This is a genomic window from Xanthomonas vasicola (assembly GCF_000772705.2).
GTDB lineage: Bacteria > Pseudomonadota > Gammaproteobacteria > Xanthomonadales > Xanthomonadaceae > Xanthomonas > Xanthomonas vasicola.
Genome location: NZ_JSBW02000051.1, coordinates 58,965 through 77,297, shown reverse-complemented (window position 1 = coordinate 77,297; position 18,333 = coordinate 58,965). Strand labels below are relative to the sequence as shown.

The following is an 18,333-nucleotide window of genomic DNA, read 5'->3' as shown; positions in this document are numbered from 1 at the left end:
CCGCCAGGCACTCCGCCGAGGTATGTGTTCGCCGGCAGGCAGCAGGCCGCCGATCCAATCCCCTTGTTCCACGCCACCCGTTGTGCACGGCGGCTGCAACAGCCACCCAGCAATAACGCAGGGCGGGGCGGGCGGCTGTGGGCCGCTCAAGCAAGGCGCCTCAACTTGAGGCCACCAAGTTAAACGTCTTGTTTCGGAATCGGCGGTCGATCCCCTGCAGACAGGGGATTACACTGCCGGTCAGATGAGCGCACCTTCCCTCCATTTGTTATTCAGCACCTGCCCGGATGCAGACAGCGCCGATCGCATCGCGCACGCCTTGCTTGAAGAACGGCTGGCGGCGTGCGTCACCCAACTGCCTGGCGCGCAATCGCTGTACCGCTGGAATGGTGCGATCGCGCGCAGCACCGAAGTGCAGTTGCTGATCAAAACCTGGGACGACCGCCTGCCCGACGCCATCGCGCGGCTGCAGGCCTTGCATCCGTATGAACTGCCGGAAGCGGTCGCTGTCCAAACCAGCGCCGGGCTGCCGGCGTATTTCGATTGGGTCCGGGCCGAAACCCGCAAGGAATCCTGACGTCCATGAAGTCTCTGTCCCGCTGGATCGCCCGCTGCGCGTTATTGGCTGCCCCCTTGTTCGCCGCGCCGCTGGCGGTGCTGGCCCCCGCCCCCGCACAGGCGGCAGTGAGCGAAGCCGATCTGCTGCCGGTAGACCAGGCTTTTGCGTTGAGCGCCACCGCCGACAGCCGCGACCGTATCGCGCTGAACTGGAAGATCGCGCCAGGTTATTACCTGTATCGCCACCGCATCAGCGTCAAGTCCGGGCAGGGGTTTGCTGCCGGCGAACTGGCGCTGCCGGAAGGCGAGAGCAAGCACGACGAGTTCTTCGGCCAGGTGCAGACCTACCGCAAGCAACTGCAGGCCACCCTGGCCGGCAAGGCCGACCCGGCCGTGCAGACCGCCGTCCTGCAGGTGCAATATCAAGGTTGCGCCGACGCTGGCGTGTGCTACCCGCCGCAGCGGCGCGAGATTCGCGTCAACCTGCCCGCCGCCGCGTCAGCAGGGGCGCCTGGCACCGCCCCGCAACGCGAAAACCTGGGCGCGCTGGTGCCGCGCAACGCCGCCGGCCCGCGCCTGTTCGGTGCCCCCGGCCAGACCGCCGGCGTGGACGCGCTGCCGCTGCCGGCCGAGCAAGCCTTCAACTTCGAAGCCATCGTCGGCGACGGCAACAGCCTGCTGCTGCGCTTCACCCCGGCGCCGGGCTATTACATCTACCGCGACCGGACCTCGCTGGCAGTGGAAGGCGCTAGCGGCCTGCGCACCGGGTTGCCGCGCTGGCCGCAGGGCAAGGCCCACCGCGACGAACATTTCGGCGATGTGGTGGTGTATTTCGACCAGGCCGAAGTGACCCTGCCGCTGCTGCGCGATAAACCTGATCCGGCCCATGTCACCCTGGTGGCCACTTTCCAGGGCTGCCAGACCGACGGCATCTGTTACCCGCCGATGACCCGCCGCGTCGCCCTCGATGTGCCGGCCGGCATGGTGTCGCCGCAGAACCAGGCGCAGGCCGCGCCATTGATGATTTCGCCGCTGGCCGCTGACCAGGTGCCGGTCGAACCCGCGCCCGCTGCGGCCCCCGTCGGTGCTGCCGGCCCAGTTGCCGACGCCTCGGCCGGCAATCCGGAGCGCACCCCGCCGCCCCATACCGACAAGGGCCTGCTGGGCATGCTGGTGCTGGCGCTAATTGGCGGGCTGGTGCTCAACCTGATGCCGTGCGTGCTGCCGATCCTGTCGCTGAAGGTACTGGGGCTGGCGCATAGCGGCGAGAGCCGCGGCCATGCGCGCAGCCACGCCATCTGGTACTCGCTGGGCGTGCTGGTGTCTTTCGCCGCCATCGGCGGGCTGGTGATCGGCTTGCGCGCCGCCGGGCAGGCCGCCGGCTGGGGCTTCCAGCTGCAGCAGCCATGGTTCGTAGCCGCGCTGGCGTACCTGATGTTCGCAGTGGGGCTGAGCCTGTCGGGCGTGTTCACCCTGGGCACCAACCTGGGCGGCATCGGTCAGTCGCTGGCCGCGCGTAACGGCCCCCTGGGCGACTTCTTCACCGGCGTGCTGGCCTGCGTGGTCGCCAGCCCCTGCATCGCGCCATTCATGGGCACCGCGCTGGCCTACGCGTTCACCGCACCCGCGCTGCTGGCGATGCTGGTGTTCCTGGCGCTGGGCCTGGGGCTGGCGCTGCCATTCCTGCTGATCGGCTTCGTGCCCTCGCTGGCGCGGCGCCTGCCCACCCCCGGCGCGTGGATGGAAACGCTCAAGCAGGTGTTGGCGTTCCCGATGTATCTCACCGCGATCTGGCTGCTGTGGGTCTTGGGCAAGCAGCGTGGCGTGGATGCGCTGGCCCTGATGCTGGTCGGCGCTACCCTGCTCGCCCTGGGGCTGTGGTGCTTCGAGCGCAGCCGCTGGAAGAGCCACCGCCTGGGCATGGGCCTAGCCACGGCGATGCTGGTGCTGGCGCTGGTGCCGGTAGTGGCGGTAACGCGCCTGAGCCTGCCGGCGGCCACTGCGGCCGAGGGCGTGGTGGCGTTCTCGCCGCAGCTGCTGGACCGCCTGCGCGCCGACAACCGCGTGGTCTTCGTCAACATGACCGCCGATTGGTGCGTGACCTGCAAGGCCAACGAAAAGAACGTGCTGAGCAGCGCCGAATTCCGCGATGCACTGCGCCGCGTTGATGCGGTCTACATGAAAGGCGACTGGACCAATGTCGACCCTGCCATCAGCACCTTCCTGGACCAGCACCAGGCCGTCGGCGTGCCGCTCTACGTGGTCTACGGCCCCGGCGCCCCACCAGCGATCCTGCCGACCGTGCTGACCGGCGCGATTACCGAGGATGCCTTGCTGCGCGCTGCGCGGTGAGACGCGACGTCGGTGCAGTCACTGGCGCTTGATCGACGGCCCAGGTGCTGCGCTGGAAGTCCTGCTAAAACTGTGTAGACCGCGCCGTTATCGAAGAACGGCTTGCTGCGCGTTGAGGCGCTGGCTTGGTCCATCTGGCGCGCTATGGTCCCGGCGCAACGCTAGCGGTCTGCAGGCGTTGCTGCCGGTGCCACCATCTGGGATGCGCTGCGGCCAGCTGCGCGATGAGTCGCCCATTCGATCCAGCTGACGCCTGCGATGCATCGATACCCGCGACACGCGCCAACGGTGACAACCGCGGTGAACTGCACAGCGGACAGCTGCATGAATCATCGCGGCCGATGGGTTCCATAGCGCTGCTCGCGCCGCATCCGCCGGGCCGGCCTCGTCCGGCCTGGCGCCACGTTTTTGGAACCTAGATCGCCACGCGAAATGCACCTCGCCACGTGTTGCATCGTCACCTCGAGGTCCCTCCGGCTGCGAAAAAGCCGGCACTTACCGAACTGCTGCCAACGGCACAACATTGTGACGCCCGACAGTGGAGGATGCAGGCAGCCGCGAGCCCAGCGTTGCCGTGCCCGCACCGGCACATCCCTCGGCCCGCACGTCACCGCTGCGCACCGGATGAGTTCGGCAACCTGCATGCCCTGCTCGCATGGACTTGGCGCCCATTCAGCCGGCGCTAGGACCTCCGGCGCACGGACGCCCGCCGCCGTTAGGCCCTCGGCAAAACCATTTAAAAATTTAAAACGATCGTTTTAAACAGGCTTAAGTTCGTCGAACTGGACAGCATCGGCGACATCGCGCAGACTTCCGGCCTTTGCGCTCTTCCGGATACCATGGCCCATCTGCTGCTGTTGCATGGCCCCAACCTCAACCTGCTCGGCACCCGCGAGCCGGACGTCTACGGGCGTACCACGCTGGCGCAGATCGATGCGGCCTTGGTGGACCGCGCGCAAGCGGCCGGGCACGCGCTGGACTGCCTGCAGTCCAATGCCGAGCACGTGCTAGTGGAGCGCATCCACGCTGCGCGCGAGGACGGCACTGCCTACATCCTGATCAACCCGGCTGCCTTTACCCATACCTCGGTGGCGCTGCGCGACGCGCTGCTCGCCGTTGGGCTGCCGTTTGTGGAAATCCATCTGTCCAATCCGCATGCGCGCGAGCCGTTCCGGCACCACAGCTATCTCAGCGACAAGGCCGACGGCGTGATCTGCGGCTTCGGCGCAGACAGCTACCGGCTGGCGCTGGAAGCGGTGATCGCGCGCCTGGAGCGCGACGCATGACACCTGCAGCACCGCCCCCGGCCAGCACGCCGGCGTCCTGACCCCATTCCCGCCGGCATCCGCCGGCACTCCCCACCGTTTCACTTCCAGAGGCCCTTATGGATCTCCGCAAAATCAAGAAACTGATCGACCTGCTCGAAGAATCCAATCTCGCCGAAATCGAAATCAAGGAAGGCGAAGAAAGCGTACGTCTGGCGCGCGTGCCCAAGGGCACAGCGATGATGAGCGCTCCGGTGCAGCAGTACGCCCCGGCCCCCGCCGCGCAGGTGCCGGCTGCGGCCACCATGCCGATGCAATCGCCCACCGAAGCCTCCACCGGCGGCGCCAAGCAGGCCGCCGCACTGCCGGAAGGCCACGTGCTGCGCGCACCGATGGTCGGCACGTTCTACACCTCGCCCTCGCCCGACAAGCCGGCCTTCGTCACCGTGGGCCAGCAGGTCAAGGTCGGCGACACCCTGGCGATCATCGAAGCGATGAAGATGTTCAACCCCATCGAAGCCGACGCCGCCGGCACCATCGTCGCCATCCTTGGCGAAACCGGCCAGCCGGTGGAATTCGATCAGCCGCTGTTTGTGATTGGCTGAGAGCCGGGAATCGGGAGTGGAGAATCGGGAATCGGCAAAGCGGCCTCATGAACGCCTGGAGGCCTGGCGCGACTCCATGGAGCTTGTGGAAATGATCTATCGGTTCACCGAGGTCTTTCCCGAGCAGCAACGCTATGGTCTGAGGGCGCAACTGCGCCGTGCGGCCATCAGCGTCCCGTCGAATATCGCCGAAGGTGCGGCGCGACGTTCAACTCCCGATTACGCGCGGTTTCTCTCGATTGCGCGCGGCTCGCTCTCCGAACTGGATACACAGGTCCAGATCGCCGTACGACTGGGCTATCGCAACACCGAAGACGAAGACATCGTCAGCCAGCAGCCAGCAGGTCGACCAGGTCTTCGCCAAGCTCACCGCATTGATGAATGCCTTACGCAGACGTGGAGCCGCACCATGATGCCCGCTTCTACCCATTCCCCATTCTCGACTCCCTATTCCCATGCTCGATAAAGTCGTCATCGCCAACCGAGGTGAAATCGCGCTGCGCATCCTGCGCGCGTGCCACATGCTCGGCATCCGCACGGTCGCGGTGCATTCCACGGTCGACCGTAACCTCAAGCACGTGGCCATGGCCGATGAGTCGGTGTGTATCGGCCCAGCCGCCTCCAGCGATAGTTATCTCAACATCCCGGCGTTGATCGCCGCGGCCGAGGTGACCGATGCGCAGGCCATCCATCCCGGCTACGGTTTCCTGTCGGAAAACGCCGATTTTGCCGAGCGCGTGGAGCAATCCGGCTTCATCTTCATCGGTCCCAAAGCCGACACCATCCGCCTGATGGGCGACAAGGTGGAAGCGATCCGCGCAATGAAGGCCGCCGGCGTGCCGTGCGTGCCCGGTTCGGGCGGCCCGCTGGGCGAGGACATCGTCGCCAACACCAAGATCGCCCGCGAGATCGGCTACCCGGTCATCATCAAGGCCGCCGGCGGCGGCGGCGGCCGCGGCATGCGCGTGGTGCATTCGGAGGCGGCGCTGAAGGCCGCCATCGAAACCACCAAGTCCGAAGCCAAGGCCGCTTTCAGCAACGATCAGGTCTACATGGAGAAGTTCCTGGAAAATCCGCGCCACGTGGAGATCCAGGTCCTTGCCGACGGCCAGGGCGGTGCGATCCATCTGGGCGAACGCGATTGTTCGATGCAGCGTCGCCATCAGAAAGTGGTGGAAGAAGCGCCGGCACCGGGCATCACCGAAGAACTGCGCAACCAGATCGGCAAGGTCTGCGTGGATGCGTGCATTCGCATCGGTTACCGCGGCGCCGGCACCTTCGAATTCCTGTTCGAAAACGGGAGTTTCTACTTCATCGAAATGAACACGCGTATCCAGGTGGAGCATCCGGTGACAGAACGCATCACCGGTATTGACCTGGTCTGCGAACAGCTGCGCATCGCTGCCGGCCACAAGCTGAGCATCAAGCAGAGCGACATCGTGCTGCGCGGGCATGCGATCGAATGCCGCATCAATGCCGAGGATCCGGAAACCTTCATGCCGAATCCGGGCTTGATCACCGCCTTCCATCCGCCGGGTGGCCCGGGCGTGCGCGTGGATACGCACATCTATGCAGGGTACAAGGTGCCGCCGAATTACGATTCCATGATCGGCAAGCTGATCGTGCACGGCCCGGATCGCGAAACTGCGATTGCGCGCATGCGCGTGGCGCTGAGCGAAATGGTGGTGGACGGCATCAAGACCAATATCCCGCTGCAGCAGCGCATCATGCGCGACAAGGGCTTCCAGGCCGGCGGACAGAACATCCACTACCTGGAAAAACGCCTGGCCGAGCGCAAGAACAAGTCGATTGCGTTGACCTGATCGCGCTTGCTGTTGCATCGACGAATAAGAAAAAGCCCGGGAAACCGGGCTTTTTCGTTGCTCCCCGGCGCATCGCGCCGACATTGCGTCACGCCGTCAGCCCTGCAAGCCAGCCGGTCCATGCGTAGGAGCGCACCCGGGCGCGACCAGGCTTTATTGACAGAGCCCGGTCGCGCTCCTACTGAATCCGAGGGTTCGAGGCCTGGATGGCGCACGCCAGCGCCGGATCCGATGTGCAGGTCTTTGATCGTCTGCAAGAGAGAGTGGCTGAGCTGCGGCAGTGCGTCCCCACCGTTGCCGCCTACGCTACCGGATCCGCAGCGACCGCGACCCTATCAACACGCTGCACCGTTCAGCGCCGCGGCGCAGGCCCCTGCTGGCTACCCGGCACCGGCACGATGCCGCTGGCCGACGACGGGTCGACCACGGTCATGGTTTCGGTGGAGCCGTCCGGCCACACCACCTGAAATGTCGAGCCGGCAGGCAAGGTGGAAAACGGCATCGCGCTACTGGCGCGGTAGACCGCAGCAACCTGGCTTGCGCCATGTCGTCGCTGCTGTTCGTCGGTAGTGATGCTGGTGGACTTCACCGACAGCGGCTGGTAGCGGTGATCGGCGGTATCGATCATCACGATGCTCACTGCCGCCGCCGAATACGCCACAAATAACGCAACCCATAACCAGAACTTGGCGCCATGCACCAATCGACGGTAATTCATGACTGCGCTCCCGGATCGGAGACCAATGTATCGACCATCTCATCCACCCTGTCTGCTCCCTGCCGCGGCACCGCGGCATCGAATACGAACGACACAAAATCCTGTGCGCTATCGCGCGAGCAGATGCCCGCGTTGGCGCAATAACTGGTGACCAAGGTGCTGTCGGCGCTGCAATCCAGCCCCAGCCGGCATGCGGCCACTTGCCAGGCCAGCTCGGCGAATTGATCGCCAGCCACATAGCCTTGAAGGCTATCGTCGCCGCTGGCGCGCGCGCCCATGGCCGGGGCCAGGGCCAGATAGGCCTCTGGATCGCGCGAGGCCAGCACGCGTTGCACCAGCGCGCGCTTGTAGCCGGGCGAGGCGTGCAACGGTTCGCCCAGCGCCAGCATGGCGGCCTCGGCAGCCAGGCTGCCAGCGCGCGCCGCGTCCTGGCGTTGCTGCGCCACCACGCGCGAGCTCAGTCCATCAGTGGGGGCAAAACCAGCGCAGCGCTGCGCCACGCGCTCGCGTGCGGCATGCATCGCCACCACACCTGGGGTGCGCTGCGCGGCGAGCCATGCGCTGTCGGCGGCGTAGCCGGACGGGCTGGCCGCATAGGGCGCGCAGTAATCGTAGACACGGCTCAACCGCCACCCGGCCTGTGCATCGCCGGCGCGCACCTTCTGCTGCAATTGCTGCGCGTAGTGATACAGATCCGGTTGCGCTTCCACCGCATCGCGGTGTGACAGCTGGAGTGCCGTGCCGTGCTCTTTCACTACGAGCGGCTGCGGTGCAGTGTCACCGACCTGGGTCACGTGTGCTGCAACCGGAACCGCCCGGTCGCGGGCATGCTCGGCCGGCTGCGCGCGCACATGCCACCACGCGGCCGCCGCAAACGCAGCGGGAGCGAGCAGCAGCCAGAGATGGCGGGCACGAGCAAGCGGCATGAAGAGCGGCGACCCTGCTGCGGAAACACCCGCAGCGACGGCGCGGAGTCTAGCACTCGCATACGCACAAGACCGCCGCCAAGCAGACGCTGCCGGCGTAGATCGCCAGAGGGCAAAACATGCGGTGACGGCCTGCGCGGACTGCAGGTGAGTGGCGCGCTGCAGGCATTTGGTTGCGCTGTGGGCTGTGCGTTGGTTGTCGTGGTGTTGGTTGATTGGTTGGTCGCCGCTTGATGGCTTGGTGGTTGGATGCCGTGGTGGATCAATTGCGAGTTGCCGGGTTGACCTTCGCGGATTTGGTCTCCGGCGGCAGCACATTTCGAAGCGATCTTCGTGGGCCGAGTCTGCCGTTTGGCGCATCACCACGCCTGCCTTGCGCTGCACTCGCAGCGTGCCACTGCCAGTCTGGATCATCTTCCGTTGGCCGAACACGGTGGCCGATCTCGGCGTTCCCGACGCTGCGTGACGGGATTGCCGTGTTGTTGCGATGTGGGCGGAGCACTCAACCGCGCCCGTCGCGACAGCATTGCGGCCGACCCGCGCAGCGCGCAGGCATGCCGGTACGAATGGTCTACGATGCGTGCTTTCGAATTGCCCGACCAACACGATGCCGTTTCTTGAACTGACCCTTTCCTGCTCCGAGGTCACCCTGCCCCGTTTCCAGAATGCGCTGGACGACGTCGGCGCACTGGCGGTGACCATGCTCGACGCCGATGCCGACACCAGCAACGAGCGCGCGCTACTCGAACCCGGCGTGGGCGAAATGCCGCTGTGGGACCGGCTGACCATGACTGCGCTGTTCGATGGCGCCAGCGACGCGCTGGTGGTGCTGGCGGCACTGGAAGCCTTCGACCCGGGCCTGGACTGGAGCCAGGTGGGATTTCGCACGGTCGAAGACAGCGACTGGATCCGCGCCTGGATCGACCTGTTCAAACCGATGCAGTTCGGCGCGCGCACGTTTATCGTGCCGTGGAATCAAGACCTACCTGAAGCTGCCAACGCCCCGGACGCTGCCGTGGTGCGGCTGGATCCGGGCCTGGCCTACGGTTCGGGCACGCATCAGACCACGGCGCTATGCCTGCGCTGGCTGGACAGCCTGGCCGTCAGCGATGAGCTGCAAGGCCGCAGCGTGCTCGATTTCGGCTGTGGCTCGGGCATTCTTGCGATCGCCGCGCTGAAGCTGGGCGCCAGCCGCGCGGTCGGCGTGGACTATGACCCGCAGGCGCTGCTAGCCACCGCCGACAATGCGCAACGCAACGATCTGGAAGCGCAGTTGGCGGTGTACATGCCGCAGGACGAGCCGGTGCAGACCTACCAGGTGGTGGTGGCCAACATCCTGGCGTCGGCACTGGATAGCCTGGCCGACACCCTGGCTGCGCGCGTGGTTCCGGGCGGGCGGATTGCGTTGTCGGGGATCCTGCACGGCCAGGAAGACGAATTGCTGGAACGTTACGCTCCCTGGTTCGAGCAACTGCGCTGCGAACGCGACGACGAATGGATGCGCATCGAAGGCGTGCGTCGCGCCACATCCGGCATCTAGATGGGCTAACAACCCATCGCGAGCAGGCGTCAGGTGGGCGCGGGCGGCGCGCTCAGAACCGCAGTATCCGCGTGGTACATGCCGGTTCCGAGCACCGGCCACGCCCACTTGGCGGCCGCGTAGTCCTTATCAGCCGCACCAGCTAGCGCGGCGGCCGGCCGGCGCGGATCTGCGCAGTGGTCACCGCATCGGCACGACTGATCGCCCGCAGCCAGGTCACTGGCTGCCAGCCGGTGCGTTGCAGGGCCGCCGTGCGCCACTGCCCGGCTCGCCAGGCCACGCACACCCGCAGCACCACCTCGGCCACCAGCAGCGCCGCCCAGGCCGCGGGCGACCATGCCTGTGCACCGGCAAACGCCAGCGCGCCGGCGATGGCAACCATTGGCCCACTCACCGCCAGCAGCCACCAGTGCCGCTCCCGCAGCGCCCAGAGCCGTGGCGCCAGCGCGGCCGACCATTGCGGACCCTCGGCGACTGCGGTCCATTTGGCGCCGCGCCGCCAGATCTGATATCTGGCCGCACCACGAAAGCGGTTTGCCGCTGGGTCCAGTGGCGAATGCGCAGGCCATGGCGCATGTGGAGGCGCCGAGCGCGAGGGCGTGCTGCGTGCATGCGGATCGGGTTTCGAATCGGCAGGCTCGACCATGAACATCCTCCTTGAGTTCGCTGTGATCGGGTCATCACTGGCTGCGCGACAGTATCGCAAACATATTGCGACATGAAAGGCATACGAACTATCTCAAGGCGCTGCTAGGGCTATACCTCCCGGCCCTGCCTGCTTTCCAACGGTGCCGTGTGAGCAAGCTGTACGAACGAGTACGCGAAGCCCGCAGCCTCACCAAGCTGACCCAGGAAGCCCTGGCTGGCGAGCTGGGTGTCACCCGCAGCGCCGTGGCGCAATGGGAAATGGCCGAAGGCACCGCGCCATCGGTGGAGAATTTGATCGGCCTGGCCAAGCGCAGCGGCATGACGTTCGAATACCTGGCCACCGGCCGCGGCGACCGCGTGTTCGGCCCGCCGGTCTCGGCCATTGCCGAAGAGCCAGCGCAATATCGCCGCCTGGACGACCAGCAACGCGTGCTGCTGATGCGCTTCGACACCCTGGCACCGCGCCAGCGCAGCGGCCTGCTGGATCTGTTGTTGGCCGAGGGAAAAACGCGGCGCAGGCGGTGAGTTGGGGAATCGGATCGGGATCGGGATTCGCCGAGCTGGCATTGCCGAGGCTGATTTTCCACGGGGATGATTCGCTGGCTGCGGCTTCCTGATTGTTAGCCGAGCCTGGCCGGGATTCGCTTGCTGACTGGGGTGGGCGTCGTTGCCGCGGACATCAACGGCGTGCTGCGTGCGTGGCGTTAGCGTGGACGTGGACGAAGTCATTACCACTGGGGTTGGGGCAATTACCTAGGGTTGACCGCACCCGGTTGGCCAGGGTTCGCCCTTGGACCTGCGCGTGGTTGAATAGCGGTCTTCCCGCTGCACGCCTGCCGATGTCCGAGACTCCGCCACCGCGCCGCCCCCTGGCCACGTTCCTGCGTGCGACGCCGGCTGCTCCGCCGCTGGTTCCGACCCCGGGGGCTCCGCCTATGGAGTCGTTGGAGCAGGCCACGCCGGCCCCAGGCTCTACGGCGCCGCCGGCAACACCGCCCGAGGTGAGCGCGCTTCCCGCGCCGCGCGTGCCATCGCCTGCTGCCGCGGTAGCTCCGTTGCCGCATCGCGCAACGGGCACGCCCGGGCAGGATGGTTTCCAGGCGCCAGTGCCCGGCGGGACGCAACTGCCCGCGCCCGGTAGCGCGATGCCGTCCGCCTCGGCGACCGCGCCCGCGGCAGGACGAGTCGCTGATGCGATGGGCGATCCACCTCGCTCGGTGTCGGCCGCCCCCGATGCCCACATAGGCGATGACGGGCTTGCCCCGATCGATGCCGCGACCGATGACGCCCTCCAGGACCCAACCGCGCGGACTGCACCTGGCCCGTTGAATTCAGCGCAGCAACACGCGCTGCGTGCGTCAGCGCATGCAGACCTCCCGTCTCCGAATGCGCCGGGCACGCCGAGGGCGCTGGCAGAAACGACCGCGCGCGAGGCTCCAACCGCAGCGGCAGCAGCGCCTGCGGGATCTGCAGCACCTGTGGCAACAGCGCCAGCCGCAACGCAAGCCGACACCAGCGGCAGCGAGCGGGCGGCGAGCACACCCGAAGGCCCGTCTCACCTGGACTGCCCCTCCAGCCCTCTCGACCCGCCAGCCAACGAGGTAGGTGGAGCCAACGCATTGGCAGGCGAAGACGCGCAGTTCGATGCCCGTCGCGCGCAGACCCGTCCCCCACCTTTACAAATGCAGCCCCTGCCCGCTCCCGCCCTGGCTGCGCCCGCCTTTGCGCGGCGTGGCATCACCCGGCCGCGGCTGCGTGCCAGTGGGGGCCAATGGGCGCTGTTGGTCGGGCTGGTGGGCCTGCTCGGCTTGCAGATCGTCATCGCCGACCGCGCGCATTTGGCCACCAGCCCGCGCTGGCGTCCGCTGGTCAGCGCAGCCTGTAGGCTGGCGCGCTGCACATTGCCTGCCTGGCGCGAGCCGGAGGCACTGACCCTGCTCAACCGCGACGTGCGTCCGCTGCCGGGTGTGGCGGGGGGATTGCAGATCCAGGCCAGCTTCCGCAACGACGCACGCTGGGCGCAGGCCTGGCCGTGGCTGCAGCTGTCGCTGTCCGATGCCGACGGCCGGGTGATCGGCACCCGCATCCTGTCGCCGCAGGACTATCTGGGCCAGTCGCCGGCTGCGCAGGACGCGCTGGCGCCGGGGCAAGCAGTGCAGGTGGCGTTCCGGGTGCGCGAACCGGCTGCGAGCACGGCTGCCTTCAGTTTCGACTTCCGCTGAGCGGGCGCGACCGCCACATGGGCGTGGCGAGCGATGAGGTCACGCGCTAGACTCACTCCCCCTCGCCGGCCACGCGTCCCGGCTTCGTGACACTGGGAACCTCCTTTGAACGCAGCCCCCTCTCGTCCTGACACCAGTCGTGGCGCCCCGAAGTCGCCTCTGCGCGAACACGTGGCACAGTCCGTTCGCTGTTATCTGCGCGACCTGGACGGCAGCGACGCGGACGACGTGTATGAAATCGTGCTGCGCGAAATGGAGATCCCGCTGTTCGTCGAAGTGCTCAACCACTGCGAAGGCAACCAGAGCCGCGCCGCGGCGATGCTGGGCATCCACCGGGCGACCTTGCGCAAGAAGCTCAAAGAGTACGGGCTGACGTAAGCGGGAATCGGGAATCGGGAATCGCAAATGCGTGCTGCAGCGAGAGGTCGTGCGCACTGAGGTCCCAGTCAAAGCGTGAGTGGATACGGGTCAGCATCATGGGCGGCTGAACGCCGTTGTTGACCGAGACGCGCAGCGCGGGTTCGACGCTGCACATCGCAGTCTCGCGCGGCACATATTGCGATGTTCTGACGATCTGCTTTGCAGGCGATCATGCCCACCCGTAGCGGATCAGGTGGAAGAACACCGGCGCGGCGAAGCACACCGAATCCAGGCGATCGAGTACGCCGCCGTGGCCTTCAATCATGTGGCCCCAATCCTTGATGCCGCGGTCGCGCTTGATCGCCGACATCACCAGCCCGCCGAAAAAGCCCATAAATTGGCCACCAACGCCAGGCCGAAGGCATGCCAAGGCGCGAACGGGGTGATCCACCACAGCGCCATGCCGAGCAGGCTGGCCGACAACACGCCGCCGATGAATCCTTCCACCGTTTTGGACGGCGACAATTTCGGCGCGATCAGATGGCGGCCGGCCAATTTGCCCCACACGTACTGCAGCACGTCCGAGGACTGCACCACGATCACCAGGAATGCGATCAACAGCAGATTGCACCCGGCGTAGCCGGGAATGTCCAGATTCAACAATGCCGGCACATGCGAAATGCAGAACACGCAGATCATCAGGCCCCACTACACTTTGGCGGTGCGTTCCAGATAACGCGTGGTGTCCCCGCCAATGGTGGCCAGGATGGGCAGCACCAGCAATGCGTAGACCGGAATCAGCAACGTGTACATGCCGTACCAACCGGTCCACACCAGGCCGCACTGCCACGGCAACACGATGTAGAACGCAGCCAGCAGCGCGTAGTCATCGCCACGCCGCGTGGGGGCCAGGGTGATGAATTCGCGCAACGCGAACAACGACACCAGCGCGAACAAGCCAATGACGCCGGCACGCCCGAAGACGAAGGCAATGCCGACCACTGCGGCCATTACCCACCATGCGCGGATGCGGGCGACCAGGTTGTCCAGCACCGCGCTCGGGCGTTCGCGCGCTCGCGCGCTCGCCAGCGCAGTGTTTCGGAAATGGCCGTGGCGATGAGTAATACGAGCGCGATACCGCTGAACAACCACAGCGTCTGTTGCTGCATCGAGGACTGCTGCAGCTGCCCGCTAAACGCATAAAGACTCATGCGCGCGCTTCCAACTGATCCGGCGATAACGCCAACAAGGCCTCACGCGCACGCGCCAGAAAACGCGTCCTTGGTTTCGTCCGCGTCCAGCCGCAACGGCACACCGAAGGTGGTAGTGCACAGCAGCGGCAACGGCAACGGCAACCACTTGCATTTGGGCATCACGCGCTTGAGGTTATCGATCCACATTGGCAAGAACTCCAGTTCCGGGCGTTGCCGCGCCAGGTGATACAGCCCGCTCTTGAACGGCAGCACGCCGTCGTCCGGGTTGCGCGTTCCTTCGGGAAACAGGATCAACGAATCGTCGGCGTCCACCGCATCGCACAGGCATGCGATCGGGTCGCGCGTGCGCTGGGAGGGGGTCGCGTTCGATCTACACGCCGTTGAAAACCGCGTGGATCAGATAGCGCCGCAGTGCGGTGCGCTGCCAGTAGTCGGCCACCGCCACCGGGCGCACTTCATGGCGCAGGCGGGCCGGCAGCGATGACCAGATCAGCACGAAATCGCCGTGACTTGCGTGGTTGCCGTAATACACGCGGCGTTCGTTGGAGGGCGCGCAGCCGCGCCACAGCGCACGCGCGCCGGTCAAGGTACGAATGGCACCACTGCAGGCACGCGATCAAATGGGCAATGATCTCTGCTCCAAGGTGCGCACCGGCATGCGCAGCGGTAACACCACGATTCGTCCTGCAGTGGCTAGCCATGTCGCCACGTCCGGCGCCAGGGCACACATCACGCACAACGCCGACTGCATGGCATGGCCCAGCCATTGCAATGAAACAACCCACCCAGTGACTGGCGACAACCGCTGCATGCGCTGCACGCTTGCCATCGGCGCGGCGGGCGCATCTGGGGCATATGCCGCGGTCACAGCAGCGCCTTGCCGATCAATGCAGCGGCCAGCGCGATCAACTGCACCACCACGCTGCCCAGCGGCGCCGCTGCGGGATATGCCGCCAAGCGCCGGCGCCGCCACACCGTGACCCTGCAGGCCAGGCTCAGCACGATGGCCACCCAGGTGACTCGGCGTGCGCCCAGCAGCCGCTGGCCAGGCCCACGCCCAGCACGCCGATAACGAAGGCGCGCTCGCTCTTGCCCATCGGCCCGTCGTAACGGCGGCTGGCGCCGACCATCAAGCCGAGCACGCCGGCGTATTCGGTCAGCGCGGCCAAAAGCGCGAAGATCCACAGCCAGTGCGCGCTCACACCGGGCACACCAAGCAGGCTCAAGTACAACGCCGCGTCGGCCACCACATCGCAGAGTTCGTTGAGGTAAGCACCCAGCCGCTATTGCTGGCCGAACTCGCGGGCCAGCATGCCGTCCACCGCATTGAGCGCCATGCGCACCAGCATTCACACGGGTAACAACAGATACAGCAGCGGCCAGCTGTGGCCGCCGCGCAACACCGCGGCCGCCGCCATCAGCGACACTGCCGCAGCGATCAGCGTGACCTGGTTGGCGGTGATGCCGCCGCGATACAGCGCGCCGACCATCGGCCGCAGCAGCGCCTGGAAGCGTCCTTTCACTGCATAGATCGAGGCCATACGGGGCTGTTGAGTCCATTCGAGCGCTGGCGCAGCCTACAATATCGGCTGCCCCGCAACGACATCCCCCACCGATGGCCCCTGATTTCCTGCCCGTGCGCCGGGCCCTGCTCTCCGTTTCCAACAAGACCGGCCTGATCGACCTGGCCCGCGCGCTGGTGGCGCGCAACGTCGAGCTGCTGTCCACCGGCGGCACCGCCAAGGCGATCCGCGAAGCCGGCCTGCCGGTGAAAGACGTCGCCGACCTCACCGGTTTCCCGGAAATGATGGACGGCCGCGTCAAGACCCTGCATCCGCTGGTGCACGGCGGCCTGCTCGGGCGCGCCGGCATCGATGAAGCGGTGATGGCCGAACACGGCATCGCGCCGATCGACCTGCTGGTGCTGAACCTGTATCCGTTCGAATCGGTCACGGTCAAAGCCGATTGCACGCTGGCCGAGGCGGTGGAAAACATCGACATCGGCGGCCCGGCGATGCTGCGCAGCGCGGCCAAGAATTTCGCGCGCGTGGCAGTAGCCACCGACCCGGCGCAGTACCCCGACCTGCTGGCCGAACTGGAGGCCAACAACGGCCAACTGTCGGCGGCCAAGCGTTTTGCGCTGTCGGTGGCCGCGTTCAACCGCGTGGCGCAATACGACGCGGCGATCAGCAACTATCTCTCGGCAGTGGCCGACAGTACCGAAGCGGTGCCCACGCGCAGCCCGTTCCCGGCGCAGATCAATTCCAACTTCGTCAAGGTGATGGACCTGCGCTACGGCGAAAACCCGCACCAGTCCGGCGCGTTCTACCGCGACCTGTACCCGGTGCCGGGCACGCTGGCCACCTTCCAGCAGTTGCAGGGCAAGGAACTCAGCTACAACAACCTGGCCGATGCCGATGCCGCGTGGGAATGCGTGCGCCAGTTCGATGCGCCGGCCTGTGTGATCGTCAAGCACGCCAACCCCTGCGGCGTGGCCGTGGGTGCAGCCTGCGGCGATGCCTATGAACTGGCCTACGCCACCGACCCGACCAGCGCATTCGGCGGCATCCTGGCCTTCAACAAGACGCTCGATGCAGCGACTGCCAAAGCTATTCTGGATCGTCAGTTCGTGGAAGTGCTGATCGCGCCCGATTACGAGGCCGGCGCACTGGAATACGCCACCAAGAAGGCCAACGTGCGCGTGCTCAAGATTCCGCACGGCAATGGCTTGAACAACTACGACACCAAGCGGATCGGCTCTGGCCTGTTGATGCAGTCGGCCGACAACCGCGGCATGTCGCTGGGCGAATTGAGCGTGGTCACCCAGCGTGCGCCCAATGAGGCCGAACTGGGCGATCTGCTGTTTGCCTGGCGCGTGGCCAAGTACGTCAAGTCCAACGCCATTGTCTACGCCAAGGACAGCCGCACCATTGGTGTCGGCGCCGGGCAGATGAGCCGCGTGGTCAGCGCCAAGATTGCCGCGCTCAAGGCCGAAGAAGCCAAGCTCACGGTGGCCGGCTCGGTGATGGCCTCGGATGCATTCTTCCCGTTCCGCGATGGTATCGACGCGGCGGCAGCGGCCGGCATCAAGGCAGTGATTCAACCCGGTGGTTCGATGCGCGATGGCGAAGTGATCGCCGCCGCCGACGAACACGGCCTTGCGATGGTGTTCACCGGCGTGCGCCATTTCAGGCATTGATGCCAGCGGCACAGGGACAGGTCGATGCAGCGTTTGCGTTGTTATGCCGCGTTTATTGCCACTACCGTGCTATTGAGCGCGTGCAAGCAAGCGCCGGCACCGGCTGCGGCGCCGGTCGCCGCAGCCCCTGCAGCGCCCGCCAACAGCGCCCATTTAAGCCGCACCGAGCGGCTGAATGGGTTCCTGCGCACGCGCTATGGCGCCAAGGCCGGCCTGCCCGCGCAATGGAGCGGCGAAGCCGACGGTGTCAAGGCCGACAGCCAGGTCTATGCGGAACAGCCGGTGGTGGTGGGCGAACAGGTGCAGCAACTGCTGGCGGTGTGCCACAGCCTCAGCGATGGCGGCCACGGCAACCCGGGGCTGATCGATTTCTTCGTGCTGCGTGGCGATGGCGACGATTTCAAAGTTGTCGTCGAACGGCTCGCCGATGGCTACGGCAGCGACGGCCAGCCCGGCAGCGTGGACATCCTGCGGCTAGGCAGCGATTTCTACGGCTTTGCCGTGCACAGTTTCTGGATGGGCCAGGGCCTGATGCTGGAATCGCAAGATCTGGTCGTGCCCGGCCCCAAGGGCTTGGTCAATGCCGGCTCGCTGCGCGCGCATATCGACAATAGCGGCGCACTGGCTTGCGACGACGACGCGCGCGCGCCGGATCAGACGCGCGCGCAATGTCTTGCCGAGGCCTTCGATGTGGATTTCGCGCTGGACGTGGACAACAGCAAACCGCAGGCGCGCACCTGGCCGCTGCGCATCCATGAGCACGGCAGCGATTGCGGAGTTGCTCTCGACAAGACGCACGCGTTCGCGCTCGACACCAAGACCTGGACCTACCCATTTCCCAACGCACTGCAGCGCGAAGGCTGCAGGTAGCGCCCCTTTCTCCCGTACTAGCGAGCAGCTCCC

At 66.1% G+C, this 18,333-nt stretch carries 15 protein-coding genes, 1 other RNA gene and 3 pseudogenes; 12 read left to right on the top strand and 7 right to left on the bottom strand.

Annotation, left to right across the window (positions count from 1 at the left end; genetic code table 11):
- The first annotated feature begins 244 nt into the window (after positions 1 to 244).
- From cutA to accC, 6 genes are all read left to right on the top strand, one after another.
- Positions 245 to 577 (top strand): divalent-cation tolerance protein CutA, encoded by a 333-nt coding sequence (cutA, locus tag NX05_RS14560; protein WP_010379502.1) that lies wholly within the window; start codon positions 245 to 247, stop codon positions 575 to 577.
- Between the two features lie 5 nt (positions 578 to 582).
- Positions 583 to 2,910, top strand: a complete 2,328-nt coding sequence (locus NX05_RS14555; RefSeq protein WP_010368151.1) for a protein-disulfide reductase DsbD family protein — start codon at positions 583 to 585, stop codon at positions 2,908 to 2,910.
- Positions 2,911 to 3,749: 839 nt separating this feature from the next.
- A complete protein-coding gene (aroQ, locus tag NX05_RS14550) occupies positions 3,750 to 4,196 on the top strand; it encodes a type II 3-dehydroquinate dehydratase (protein WP_017121573.1) in 447 nt (148 codons plus the stop codon).
- A gap of 98 nt (positions 4,197 to 4,294) precedes the next feature.
- On the top strand, positions 4,295 to 4,780 hold the full coding sequence (gene accB, locus NX05_RS14545; protein WP_017118414.1) for an acetyl-CoA carboxylase biotin carboxyl carrier protein: 486 nt from the start codon (positions 4,295 to 4,297) through the stop codon (positions 4,778 to 4,780).
- 91 nt (positions 4,781 to 4,871) lie between these two features.
- Positions 4,872 to 5,246, top strand: coding sequence for a four helix bundle protein (locus NX05_RS14540; RefSeq protein ID WP_249027764.1), 375 nt, complete (start codon positions 4,872 to 4,874; stop codon positions 5,244 to 5,246).
- On the top strand, positions 5,236 to 6,603 hold the full coding sequence (accC, locus tag NX05_RS14535) for an acetyl-CoA carboxylase biotin carboxylase subunit (RefSeq protein WP_039434121.1): 1,368 nt from the start codon (positions 5,236 to 5,238) through the stop codon (positions 6,601 to 6,603). The genes NX05_RS14540 and accC overlap by 11 nt, the downstream gene beginning before the upstream one ends.
- Positions 6,604 to 6,955: 352 nt before the next feature.
- On the opposite strand, the gene NX05_RS14530 is transcribed toward accC, so the two are convergent.
- Together NX05_RS14530 and NX05_RS14525 are read right to left on the bottom strand one after the other, a co-directional pair.
- Positions 6,956 to 7,321, bottom strand: a complete 366-nt coding sequence (locus NX05_RS14530) for a hypothetical protein (protein WP_010368136.1) — start codon at positions 7,319 to 7,321, stop codon at positions 6,956 to 6,958.
- Positions 7,318 to 8,247 (bottom strand): hypothetical protein, encoded by a 930-nt coding sequence (locus NX05_RS14525; RefSeq protein ID WP_039434119.1) that lies wholly within the window; start codon positions 8,245 to 8,247, stop codon positions 7,318 to 7,320. Before NX05_RS14525 ends, NX05_RS14530 begins: the two co-directional genes overlap by 4 nt.
- A gap of 607 nt (positions 8,248 to 8,854) precedes the next feature.
- Here NX05_RS14525 and prmA point away from each other — a divergent pair.
- Entirely contained in the window at positions 8,855 to 9,787 is a 933-nt protein-coding gene (gene prmA, locus NX05_RS14520) for a 50S ribosomal protein L11 methyltransferase (RefSeq protein WP_039434117.1), read from the top strand.
- A 3-nt stretch (positions 9,788 to 9,790) separates the two neighbouring features.
- Here prmA and NX05_RS22750 read toward each other — a convergent pair.
- Positions 9,791 to 9,867, bottom strand: a non-coding RNA gene (locus tag NX05_RS22750) — sX9 sRNA.
- Between the two features lie 62 nt (positions 9,868 to 9,929).
- Positions 9,930 to 10,439 (bottom strand): hypothetical protein, encoded by a 510-nt coding sequence (locus NX05_RS14515; protein WP_039434116.1) that lies wholly within the window; start codon positions 10,437 to 10,439, stop codon positions 9,930 to 9,932.
- A gap of 143 nt (positions 10,440 to 10,582) precedes the next feature.
- Between NX05_RS14515 and NX05_RS14510 the strand changes: the two genes are divergently transcribed.
- From NX05_RS14510 to fis, 3 genes are all read left to right on the top strand, one after another.
- Complete coding sequence (locus NX05_RS14510; RefSeq protein ID WP_010368130.1) at positions 10,583 to 10,960, top strand: helix-turn-helix domain-containing protein; 378 nt, start codon at positions 10,583 to 10,585, stop codon at positions 10,958 to 10,960.
- A 314-nt stretch (positions 10,961 to 11,274) separates the two neighbouring features.
- Entirely contained in the window at positions 11,275 to 12,657 is a 1,383-nt protein-coding gene (locus NX05_RS24975; RefSeq protein WP_249027763.1) for a DUF3426 domain-containing protein, read from the top strand.
- 105 nt (positions 12,658 to 12,762) lie between these two features.
- Positions 12,763 to 13,035 carry a DNA-binding transcriptional regulator Fis gene (fis, locus tag NX05_RS14500; RefSeq protein ID WP_039434109.1) on the top strand — a complete coding sequence of 91 codons (273 nt, stop codon included), beginning with the start codon at positions 12,763 to 12,765 and terminating at the stop codon, positions 13,033 to 13,035.
- Between the two features lie 211 nt (positions 13,036 to 13,246).
- Here fis and NX05_RS14495 read toward each other — a convergent pair.
- The 3 pseudogenes from NX05_RS14495 to NX05_RS23825 form a co-directional block, all read right to left on the bottom strand.
- A pseudogene (locus NX05_RS14495) lies at positions 13,247 to 14,228 on the bottom strand (phosphatidate cytidylyltransferase).
- Positions 14,225 to 14,826 (bottom strand): annotated as a pseudogene (locus NX05_RS23830) (lysophospholipid acyltransferase family protein). The pseudogenes NX05_RS14495 and NX05_RS23830 overlap by 4 nt, the downstream one beginning before the upstream one ends.
- Before the next feature lie 269 nt (positions 14,827 to 15,095).
- Positions 15,096 to 15,772, bottom strand: a pseudogene (locus tag NX05_RS23825) (CDP-alcohol phosphatidyltransferase family protein).
- Positions 15,773 to 15,846: 74 nt separating this feature from the next.
- Between NX05_RS23825 and purH the strand changes: the two are divergent.
- Both purH and NX05_RS14460 read left to right on the top strand, forming a co-directional pair.
- Positions 15,847 to 17,430, top strand: a complete 1,584-nt coding sequence (gene purH / locus NX05_RS14465; protein WP_010379469.1) for a bifunctional phosphoribosylaminoimidazolecarboxamide formyltransferase/IMP cyclohydrolase — start codon at positions 15,847 to 15,849, stop codon at positions 17,428 to 17,430.
- A 24-nt stretch (positions 17,431 to 17,454) separates the two neighbouring features.
- Positions 17,455 to 18,300, top strand: a complete 846-nt coding sequence (locus NX05_RS14460; RefSeq protein WP_039434103.1) for a hypothetical protein — start codon at positions 17,455 to 17,457, stop codon at positions 18,298 to 18,300.
- Positions 18,301 to 18,333 lie beyond the last annotated feature (33 nt).

Bases quoted from the DNA above. Each gene is read 5' to 3' on its own strand.
- cutA (WP_010379502.1), top strand. From the start codon at position 245: ATGAGCGCACCTTCCCTCCATTTGTTATTCAGCACCTGCCCGGATGCA.
- NX05_RS14555 (WP_010368151.1), top strand. From the start codon at position 583: ATGAAGTCTCTGTCCCGCTGGATCGCCCGCTGCGCGTTATTGGCTGCC.
- aroQ (WP_017121573.1), top strand. From the start codon at position 3,750: ATGGCCCATCTGCTGCTGTTGCATGGCCCCAACCTCAACCTGCTCGGC.
- accB (WP_017118414.1), top strand. From the start codon at position 4,295: ATGGATCTCCGCAAAATCAAGAAACTGATCGACCTGCTCGAAGAATCC.
- NX05_RS14540 (WP_249027764.1), top strand. From the start codon at position 4,872: ATGATCTATCGGTTCACCGAGGTCTTTCCCGAGCAGCAACGCTATGGT.
- accC (WP_039434121.1), top strand. From the start codon at position 5,236: ATGCTCGATAAAGTCGTCATCGCCAACCGAGGTGAAATCGCGCTGCGC.
- NX05_RS14530 (WP_010368136.1), bottom strand. From the start codon at position 7,321: ATGAATTACCGTCGATTGGTGCATGGCGCCAAGTTCTGGTTATGGGTT.
- NX05_RS14525 (WP_039434119.1), bottom strand. From the start codon at position 8,247: ATGCCGCTTGCTCGTGCCCGCCATCTCTGGCTGCTGCTCGCTCCCGCT.
- prmA (WP_039434117.1), top strand. From the start codon at position 8,855: ATGCCGTTTCTTGAACTGACCCTTTCCTGCTCCGAGGTCACCCTGCCC.
- NX05_RS14515 (WP_039434116.1), bottom strand. From the start codon at position 10,439: ATGTTCATGGTCGAGCCTGCCGATTCGAAACCCGATCCGCATGCACGC.
- NX05_RS24975 (WP_249027763.1), top strand. From the start codon at position 11,275: ATGTCCGAGACTCCGCCACCGCGCCGCCCCCTGGCCACGTTCCTGCGT.
- purH (WP_010379469.1), top strand. From the start codon at position 15,847: ATGGCCCCTGATTTCCTGCCCGTGCGCCGGGCCCTGCTCTCCGTTTCC.
- NX05_RS14460 (WP_039434103.1), top strand. From the start codon at position 17,455: ATGCAGCGTTTGCGTTGTTATGCCGCGTTTATTGCCACTACCGTGCTA.